At 56.1% G+C, this 1425-nt stretch carries 2 protein-coding genes; one reads left to right on the top strand and one right to left on the bottom strand.

The annotated features are described in order from the left end of the window. The first annotated feature begins 85 nt into the window (after positions 1–85). Positions 86–1165, top strand: coding sequence for an IS110 family transposase (locus ABAC460_RS28455; protein WP_052012716.1), 1080 nt, complete (start codon positions 86–88; stop codon positions 1163–1165). 10 nt (positions 1166–1175) lie between these two features. Here ABAC460_RS28455 and ABAC460_RS50710 read toward each other — a convergent pair. Continuing rightward, on the bottom strand, positions 1176–1425 hold a 250-nt coding region (locus ABAC460_RS50710), incomplete at its 5' end, for a hypothetical protein (RefSeq protein WP_035425888.1).

Below are 1425 nucleotides of genomic sequence, written 5' to 3'. Positions count from 1 at the left end.
TTCGTGATGGGGTGGACGCCCCCTGTACGGCATCGATGTGCCAGAATGAGGTGTGTTTAAGCATCTCAAGCAAAAGGAGGCGTCCGTGAGTGAAGTTAGCATAATCGGCCTGGATTTGGCCAAGAGTGTTTTTCAAGTCCATGGTGCAACGAAAGAGGGGAAGATGGTTTTCAATCGCCGTCTTCGCCGTGATGAAGTCATCAGCTTCTTTTTGAAGCAGCCGTCGTGCCTTGTGGTGATGGAAGCTTGCGGAGGTGCGCATTTCTGGTCTCGTGAGATATCGAAGTTAGGTCACGAGGTACGGTTGATAGCGCCTTCGCATGTTAAGCCGTTCGTGAAGCGCAATAAGAGCGATAGGGTGGATGCTGAAGCCGTGACGGAAGCCGCGGTCCGGCCGAACATGCGGTTTGTTCCTACCAAGAGTGAGGAAGCGCAGGCCCAAGCCACTCAGTTACGCGTACGGGAACAACTCTCCAAGCAGCGAACCCAAAGCATCAATGCCTTACGAGGGCTGATGAGTGAGTTTGGCCTTGTCGTCGCACTGGGGCGCCAGCATGTAGACAAGCTGATTGCCAAACTGGGTGACGAAGGTAGTGCTGTGCCTGAGGCCGCTCAACCCGGCTTGTTATTCCTGGCGGCCAACATAGCCACTCTGACGGAGCAGATCGACAACTTGGACAGGCAGACCCGCACCCAGGCTAAGCAGGACGAGACATCTCGCCGGCTCATGACCATACCCGGGGTGGGGCCCATGTCAGCCGTGGCTCTGATGGCGCTCATGCCGGAGCCGGACTTTTTCAAGTGTGGGCGGGACTTCGGTGCATGGCTCGGGTTCACGCCCGTCGAGCACTCCAGTGGCGGCAAACAGAGGCTGGGCGGGATTTCGAAGAAGGGGCAACCGACCTTGCGACGACTTCTTCTGCTCGGCGCCGCCGCCGTCGTCCGTCAGGCTATGAGGCGGCCCCTGAACCCTAAAACATGGCTGGGCAGAATGCTGGCAAAGAAACCCACAATGCTGGTCATCACAGCCCTGGCCAACAAAACCGCGCGCATCATCTGGGCCATTCGCGCCAAGGGCGGTGTCTACCGCGATCCACAAACTTCCAACGATCAAGTCAAAGGCGCTGCCGATCTTGATCAACAAACTTCGGCCAAGGCGGCATAAACCGTCTCGGTCAAGTGCTGTACAAGCGTAAGCGGACGAAAGGATTTATGGCAAAAGTCGGATAGACCGGTTTGGGAAAACCAGGGAAAAACACGGCACTTCTAAAGTGCGCTTTTGTGATTTGGACCCGAACCGCGAACTCCATAATGGCCAGCGGCATCACATCCAGCTGCATCAACAGGCCGGACAGATGAAAGCTCCCAACTTTTTTGCCAGACAATCGTTTTTTAAGCTTGCGCTCAGAGGGGCGTCCACAGATG

The organism is Asticcacaulis sp. AC460 (genome assembly GCF_000495795.1).
Taxonomy (GTDB): Bacteria; Pseudomonadota; Alphaproteobacteria; order Caulobacterales; family Caulobacteraceae; genus Asticcacaulis.
Note: the sequence above shows the minus strand (reverse complement) of the source record. Positions and strands in the feature narration are given on the sequence as shown.